The following is a 7,159-nucleotide window of genomic DNA, read 5'->3' as shown; positions in this document are numbered from 1 at the left end:
TCGCTCCACACACTCGAACGTCTTGAAAGGAGGGCTCACGTGTTTACGTTTCATCGTCACCATCGTCACCATCGTCACCATCGTCAGCGTGGCCCGATTTCTGCCCTGCGAGCTTGCTTGCAGGGCTGACCAGGGACGGTCCGGGTTTTTCCCGCCTCGATTTTTTGGTCTGCCCTTCGTGGTGTTGCAACGCCGAGCCTGATGGCCAGCCTGCGCACCGTCAAAGTGCATTGAGCCGGACTTTCCTCCGGCAAGACCAGAGAAATCAAAATGGCCCTGATCAGCCTCAAATCCCTCGGCGTCACCATGAGTGCGCCGCTGTTTACCAATCTCGATCTCACCATCGGCTCCGGCGACCGGCTCGGCATTGTCGCCGCCAATGGCCGCGGCAAGTCGACCTTGCTGAAATGCCTGACCGGCGAGATGGAGCCGACCTCCGGTGACATCACCCGCACGCGCGGCCTGCGCGTCGGTCATGTCGAGCAATCCATTGCCCCGGCCCTTCTCACCCGCAGCTTCCATCAGGTGGTGGCCGACGCCTTGCCGCCCGAGCAGGCTGAAAGCGAGCTGTGGCGCGTCGACGTGGTTCTCGATTCACTCGATGTGCCGGAGCCGATGCGCGAGCGGCCAATGCAGGCGCTGAGCGGCGGTTGGCAGAGACTGGCGCTGATCGCCCGCGTCTGGGTGACAGATCCGGACGTGCTGCTGCTCGACGAGCCGACCAACCATCTCGACCTTGCTCGCATCAGCCAGTTGGAAACCTGGCTCAACGCATTGCCGCGTGAGGTGCCGGTCGTCATTGCCAGCCACGACCGCGCCTTTCTCGACGCCGCCACCAACCGGACGCTGTTCCTGCGCCCGGAACAGTCGCCCGTGTTTGCCTTGCCCTATTCCCGCGCCAGGCGGGCGCTCGACCAGGTCGACGCCTCGACCGAGCGCAAGTTCCAGCGCGACATGAAGGTGGCGCAGCAATTGCGCCGGCAGGCGGCCAAGCTCAACAATATCGGCATCAATTCAGGCAGCGACCTGCTGACGGTCAAGACCAGGCAACTCAGCCAGCGGGCCGAAAAACTGGAGGAAGCGGCGAACCCGGCGCATCGCGAGAAGTCGGCGGGTGCCATAAAACTGGCCAATCGCGGCACTCACGCCAAAGTGCTGATCACGCTCGACGACGCGGCTGTCGAAACACCCGATGGCACGCTGCTGTTTCGGGCCGGCAAGCGCCACATCTGCCAGGGCGACCGCATCGTGCTGCTCGGCCGCAACGGCGTCGGCAAGACCAGTTTGATGAGATCGATCGTCGGCCACCACCGGCTGACGAGCGGAAGCGTTGCCTTCGAGGGGAAGGCGCTCGACCGGAGCGCGGCGTATGACCGCGCCCGGTCGGGCATCGCATTCGTACCGCAGGGCAGGGAGGTCTTTCCGCTGCTCACCGTGCGGGAGAACCTGGAATCAGGCTTTGCGCCGCTGAAACGGGCCGACCGCAACATTCCGGCGCATGTCTTCGAATTGTTCCCGGTGCTGAAGCAGATGCTCGGCCGCCGCGGCGGTGATCTTTCCGGCGGCCAGCAGCAGCAGCTCGCCATCGGACGGGCGCTGGTGATGCGGCCGAAACTGCTGGTGCTCGACGAGCCGACCGAGGGCATCCAGCCGTCGATCATCAAGGACATCGGCCGCGCCATCCGCTACCTGCGTGACCAGGCCGGCATCGCCGTGCTTCTGGTCGAACAATATCTCGATTTCTGTCGCGAGTTGGCCGACGAGGTCAACATCATGGACCGTGGCGTGATCGTCCATACCGGTCCGGCGGAAGATCTGGACCGTGCTGATGTCAGGAAGTTCCTGACGGTCTAGAATCGCCAACGCACTTCAGTTGACGATCCGAAGTCCTTGGCAAGTCCAGTATTTCTCCGGCCCTGCACCAGCCTCTCTGGTGCATCGGCAACTGCGTGCTAGTCTTTTCCTAGGCTTTTGTGAGTCGGCCGCTTCCGTACCAGTCTGGTTTATCGCAGATCGAGGAGCACGGCCAATGCCGGGCAAGTTTCACGCAAGCAAGGCTGCCTAGCTTCCCTCCTGCGATCTCTGTCGTTCAAACGCGTTTGGGCACACAGGCTAAGGGACAGCCATGGAACGTTACGTCGAGGATTACCAGAAGCGGCGGCTTATCGAACGTGTCGATATCATCGCTGCCATCAACATCTTGAGATCACAGGGCTGCGATTACGACGATCTGATCGAGGAGATCACCAAGGTCTTCTATGTCGATCTCGATACCTTCAATGAGATTGTCATGGCGGCCTAGGAGCTGCATTCGTCTCGCCACGATCAGAGGCCGGTGTTGACACACGCGATCAGCCTGCGCGCTTGAACGGAGAAGCGGTGACGCGGTTGCGGCCGGCGCGCTTGGCGTCGTAGAGCGCCTTGTCGGCGGCATTGAGCACCTTGTCGAAGCCGAGGCCTTCCTTGGTGCCGAAAGCAAATCCGGCACTGACCGTGCATATCAGCGAGCCTGTCTCGGTTTCGATGTGGTGCGCGGCGAAAGCTGCCCGGATGGCCTCGGCGGTGGCCTCCACCGTTTCGGGCAAGGTCCGCTTCAGCACCAGCGCGAATTCCTCGCCGCCCATGCGCGCGGCGACATCACCCGGGCGAAGATTGCTGGCGAGTTCCCGTGCAAATACCTTCAGCACCTCATCGCCGGCGGCGTGGCCGAATTCGTCGTTGATGGCCTTGAAGTTGTCGAGGTCGAAGACGACCACCGCCGTGAAGGCACCGACCGGCGCATCGCCGTGCAGGTCGAATAGGGCGCGGCGGTTGAGCAGGCCGGTCAGCGGGTCGGTCAGGGCATTGTGGCGGTGATGCCGGGCCAGACGCCCTTGGTTCAGGGCCAGGGAAAGCGCTCCGATGCCGGTCATGCTGGCGATAACGATGATGAGGCTCAGTTCCTCGGCCCAGTTGCTTGGCGCATGTCCAAGGACCAGCTTTCCCTCCCAGGCCAAAACCATGGCGCAGAGAGCGAAGGATGCGGCCGTGGCCGAATAGAGCGCGGTGATACCGGTTGTCAGGGCAGGGGCTTCGTCGCGGCCTTTCCAGTATTCGACCGCCGTTGCGAACAGAAGCAAGGCGGCGAAGGCATTTTCGAACATGAAGCCCAGCCCGTCATAGCCTAGAGCCATGGGAGGCAATGTCACGGCCAGTGAAATGGCGCTGCCAAACGCCGTTCGCGGCACTGGCGAGCCGCCGGTTCTGAACTGGTAGGCCGCGCCCAGCATTGTCGAGAAACCGAGCAGGAGGAAAGCCAGCGTGGCGATGCCCAGCAGGCGCCCGGGCATATCGATATAGGCGTCATAGAAAAAAATATCGCCGACCACGAACACCAGGCTGACCGCCCATGTCAGCAGGAACTTTTCCGAGCGAGCGGTCAGCCACATGCCAAACAAGGTCAGGCTCAGGCAGGCAGCGGAAAAACCGACAGCCAGCAGAAGTGAAGTGTAGTCGAGCGACATGCCCCTCGTCCTTGCCCGCGGCGGCCCAGATTTGCGACTGGTTCAGCTGGATTCATGCAGCAAGGAGGTATCGATAAGGTTACGACGATGGCGAAGATGCCATGATTCCGCAGCGTCAGGGCACCGACAGATCCTGGTCCACCCGCTTCATCAGTGCCATGGCGCCGAACGGCGCGCGCACCTTGCCCTCCGTGATGAAGTAGACGAACACGTCGCGCGGCTTGACCGGCGCATCGGTGGCGGGGTCGGCGCGCCGCAGGTCGGCCGGCTGCTTGCCTTGCGCCCAGATCTTTACCCGCGCGGCCCATTCATCGAGGCCTTTCGGCGTGTAGCAGTCGGGATTGTCATCGCTGCCGGTCTGCAGCCGGGCGTAGACGAAATCGGCGGTGACGTCGGCGATATCGGGATATTTGGCATGGTCGGCGTAGACGATCGCGGCCTTGTATTTTCGGGCAAGTGCTGCGAATTCCGGCACGACAAAACTGTCGTTGCGGACTTCGAGCGCATGGCGCAGCGCAACGCCGTCCTGCTTTTCCGGCAGCAGTTTCAAAAAGGCTTCGAAATCGTCCGGATCGAATTTCTTGGTCGGCGCGAACTGCCACAGGATCGGCCCGAGCTTTTCCCCGAGTGCGGCAACGCCCGAGCCGAGGAAGCGCGTCATCGATTCGCCGGCCTCGCCCAGCACGCGCCGGTTGGTGACGAAGCGGTTGCCCTTTAGCGAGTACACGAAACCGTCCGGCGCCTCGTTGGCCCATTTGACGAAGGTCGGTTCCTTGAAGCTGGAATAGTAAGTGCCGTTGACCTCGATGCTCGGCACCTGGCGAGTGGCGTAGTTCAGCTGCTTGGCCTTGGAGAGCTTGTCGGGATAGAAGGACGTATCCCAAGGCTCAAAGGTCCAGCCGCCCATGCCGGCGCGGATCGTTCCCGATGTGCTCATTGTCATCCTCCCAAGTTCAGAAATCAGGCCGCTGTGCTCTCGTGGACCGATTTCGCCATGTCGACCAGCACCCATCCCGGCCGGTAGGGATTGGGCCGGCGACCCGTTTCGTGGAAACCATAGGCCAGATAGAGCGCGATGTTCCGTTCCATCCTGGCGTTGGTGTAAAGCCGCACCTCGGGCAGGCCCCAGAGACGGGTCAGCTCATCCGCGTGTTTCAGCAGCGCAATGCCGAAGCCCTTGCCCTGAAAGTCAGGAGAGACCGCGACGGAGAAGATCATCGCGTGGTCGTCATGCCGTTCCAGCGTGATCAGTCCGGCAAGTCCGCCGCCACTTTCCAACACCCACACCTCACCACGCGCGATGCGCGGCGCGTAGTCCTCGGTGACTGGGATCGGCGGTGCGCCTAACAGTGCAGTGTAAGGCGCATAGGCCGCTTGCGTCAGCGAGACGACGGTTTGGAGATCACCGGCAAGCGCTCTTCTGATTTTCATTCAAAAGCTCTCCAGGCGCCAACCGGTCCGATCACTCCGCCGCTTCGCGCTTGCCTCCGGGGCGCCGCTCCAGAAGCTCCTTGAGGAACTGGCCGGTGTAGCTGCGCTTCTCGCGCACGATCGCTTCCGGCGTGCCGGAGGCAACCAGTTCGCCGCCGCCGTCGCCGCCTTCGGGGCCGAGGTCGAGCACCCAGTCGGCGGTCTTGATCACTTCGAGATTGTGCTCGATGACCACCACCGTGTTGCCCTGGTCGACCAGTTCATGCAGCACTTCCAACAGCTTGGCGACGTCGTGGAAATGCAGGCCGGTGGTCGGCTCGTCGAGGATATAGAGCGTCTTGCCAGTTGCCTTGCGCGACAGTTCCTTGGCCAGCTTGATGCGCTGCGCCTCGCCGCCTGACAGCGTCGTCGCCTGCTGGCCGATATGGATGTAGCCAAGGCCGACCTGCTTCAGCGTGTCGAGCTTGTCGCGCACGCCGGGCACGGCGGCGAAGAAGTCGACGCCTTCCTCGACCGTCATGTCGAGCACATCGGCGATCGACTTGCCCTTGAACACGACGTCGAGCGTCTCTCTGTTGTAACGCTTGCCGTGGCAGACGTCGCAGGTGACGTAGACGTCGGGCAAAAAGTGCATCTCGATCTTGATGACGCCGTCGCCCTGGCAGGCTTCGCAGCGGCCACCCTTAACGTTGAAGGAGAAGCGGCCGGGCTGGTAGCCGCGCGCTTTGGCCTCCGGCAGGCCGGCGAACCAGTCGCGGATTGGCGTGAAGGCGCCGGTATAGGTGGCGGGGTTCGAACGCGGAGTCCTGCCAATGGGCGACTGGTCGATGTCGATGACCTTGTCGAGGAATTCGAGGCCCTCGATGCGGTCGTGGTCGGCCGGGTGCTCGCGCGAGCCCATGATGCGGCGCGAGGCAGCCTTGAACAGGGTTTCGATCAGGAAGGTCGACTTGCCGCCGCCCGACACGCCGGTGACGGCGGTGAAGGTGCCGAGCGGTATTTCGGCGGTGACGTTCTTCAGATTGTTGCCGCGCGCGCCGACGATCTTCAGGCCGCGGTTCTTCTTCGCTTCACGCCGCACGCCGGGCGTCGCCACTTCGAGCGCGCCGGACAGATATTTGCCGGTGATCGAATTGGGATTGGCCATAACCTGCTGCGGGGTGCCCTGGGCGATGATTTCGCCGCCATGGATGCCGGCGGCCGGACCCATGTCGACGACATAGTCGGCATGCAGGATGGCGTCCTCGTCATGCTCGACGACGATCACCGTGTTGCCGATGTCGCGCAGGTGCTTCAGCGTATCGAGCAGGCGGGCATTGTCGCGCTGGTGCAGGCCGATCGACGGCTCGTCCAGCACATAGAGCACGCCCGTGAGACCGGAGCCGATCTGCGATGCCAGCCGGATGCGCTGGCTCTCGCCGCCCGACAGCGTGCCGGAATTGCGCGACAGCGTCAGGTAGTCGAGCCCGACATCGTTGAGGAAGCGCAGCCGCTCGCGGATCTCCTTGAGCACCCGCACCGCGATCTCGTTCTGCTTGTCGTTGAGCGACGCGGGCAGGTCGGTGAACCACTGGTCGGCCTTGCGGATGGAAAGCTCGGTGACTTCGCCGATATGTCTGCCTGCGATCTTCACCGCCAGCGACTCCGGCTTCAGCCGATACCCCTTGCAGGCCGGGCAGGGCGTGGCCGACATGAAGCGCTCGATCTCTTCACGCATCCAGGCGGATTCGGTCTCTTTCCAGCGCCGCTCGAGATTGGGAATGACGCCTTCAAAGGTCTTGGTGGTCTTGTAGGAGCGCAGGCCGTCATCATACTGGAAGGTGATTTCGCGCTCACCCGTCCCGTGCAGGATAGCTTCCTTGGCCTCTTCGGACAAATCCTTGAACTTGTCGCCAAGCTTGAAGCCATAGGCCTTGCCCAGCGCTTCCAGCGTTTGCGCGTAATAGGGGGACGTCGATTTCGCCCACGGGCTGACGGCGCCGTCGCGCAGCGAGATGTTCTCGTCCGGCACGATCAGATTGCCGTCGATGGCGCGCTGGCTGCCGAGACCGTCACAGGTCGGGCAGGCGCCGAACGGGTTGTTGAACGAGAATAGCCGCGGTTCGATTTCCGGAATGGTGAAGCCGGAGACCGGGCAAGCGAATTTTTCCGAGAACAGGATGCGCTCATGCGTCTCGTTCTTCGACTTGTTGACCGAATCCTCGCCGGTCTGGCTGGCATCGAGG

Annotated in this window: 7 protein-coding genes; 3 read left to right on the top strand and 4 right to left on the bottom strand. The window is 62.7% G+C overall.

The features are described from left to right. From EN893_RS38635 to EN893_RS12005, 3 genes are all read left to right on the top strand, one after another. The coding region (locus EN893_RS38635) for a hypothetical protein (protein WP_206640105.1) at positions 1-202 on the top strand (202 nt) is incomplete at its 5' end. A gap of 68 nt (positions 203-270) precedes the next feature. Further along, complete coding sequence (urtE, locus tag EN893_RS12010) at positions 271-1,854, top strand: urea ABC transporter ATP-binding subunit UrtE (protein ID WP_128361551.1); 1,584 nt, start codon at positions 271-273, stop codon at positions 1,852-1,854. Positions 1,855-2,125: 271 nt separating this feature from the next. Next, the gene (locus EN893_RS12005; RefSeq protein ID WP_081738697.1) at positions 2,126-2,302 is read left to right on the top strand and encodes a hypothetical protein; all 177 of its coding nucleotides are present in this window, start codon (positions 2,126-2,128) and stop codon (positions 2,300-2,302) included. Between the two features lie 49 nt (positions 2,303-2,351). Here EN893_RS12005 and EN893_RS12000 read toward each other — a convergent pair whose 3' ends face one another. From EN893_RS12000 to uvrA, 4 genes are all read right to left on the bottom strand, one after another. Next, on the bottom strand, positions 2,352-3,503 hold the full coding sequence (locus EN893_RS12000; protein ID WP_127270118.1) for a GGDEF domain-containing protein: 1,152 nt from the start codon (positions 3,501-3,503) through the stop codon (positions 2,352-2,354). Between the two features lie 115 nt (positions 3,504-3,618). Continuing rightward, the gene (locus tag EN893_RS11995; protein ID WP_127270120.1) at positions 3,619-4,440 is read right to left on the bottom strand and encodes a DUF72 domain-containing protein; all 822 of its coding nucleotides are present in this window, start codon (positions 4,438-4,440) and stop codon (positions 3,619-3,621) included. A gap of 23 nt (positions 4,441-4,463) precedes the next feature. Continuing rightward, a complete protein-coding gene (locus EN893_RS11990; protein ID WP_127270122.1) occupies positions 4,464-4,934 on the bottom strand; it encodes a GNAT family N-acetyltransferase in 471 nt (156 codons plus the stop codon). Positions 4,935-4,965: 31 nt separating this feature from the next. Further along, positions 4,966-7,159: excinuclease ABC subunit UvrA (gene uvrA, locus EN893_RS11985; protein ID WP_128361550.1), on the bottom strand; the 2,194-nt coding region annotated here is incomplete at its 5' end.

The sequence above is a fragment of the Mesorhizobium sp. M7A.F.Ca.CA.004.04.2.1 genome (assembly GCF_004022825.1).
Classification (GTDB): Bacteria; Pseudomonadota; Alphaproteobacteria; order Rhizobiales; family Rhizobiaceae; genus Mesorhizobium.
This window is presented reverse-complemented; position numbering and strand designations above follow the sequence as displayed.

What these genes read in the sequence shown, in the direction of transcription:
- urtE (WP_128361551.1), top strand. Translation starts at nt 271, where the DNA reads ATGGCCCTGATCAGCCTCAAATCCCTCGGCGTCACCATGAGTGCGCCG.
- EN893_RS12005 (WP_081738697.1), top strand. Translation starts at nt 2,126, where the DNA reads ATGGAACGTTACGTCGAGGATTACCAGAAGCGGCGGCTTATCGAACGT.
- EN893_RS12000 (WP_127270118.1), bottom strand. Translation starts at nt 3,503, where the DNA reads ATGTCGCTCGACTACACTTCACTTCTGCTGGCTGTCGGTTTTTCCGCT.
- EN893_RS11995 (WP_127270120.1), bottom strand. Translation starts at nt 4,440, where the DNA reads ATGAGCACATCGGGAACGATCCGCGCCGGCATGGGCGGCTGGACCTTT.
- EN893_RS11990 (WP_127270122.1), bottom strand. Translation starts at nt 4,934, where the DNA reads ATGAAAATCAGAAGAGCGCTTGCCGGTGATCTCCAAACCGTCGTCTCG.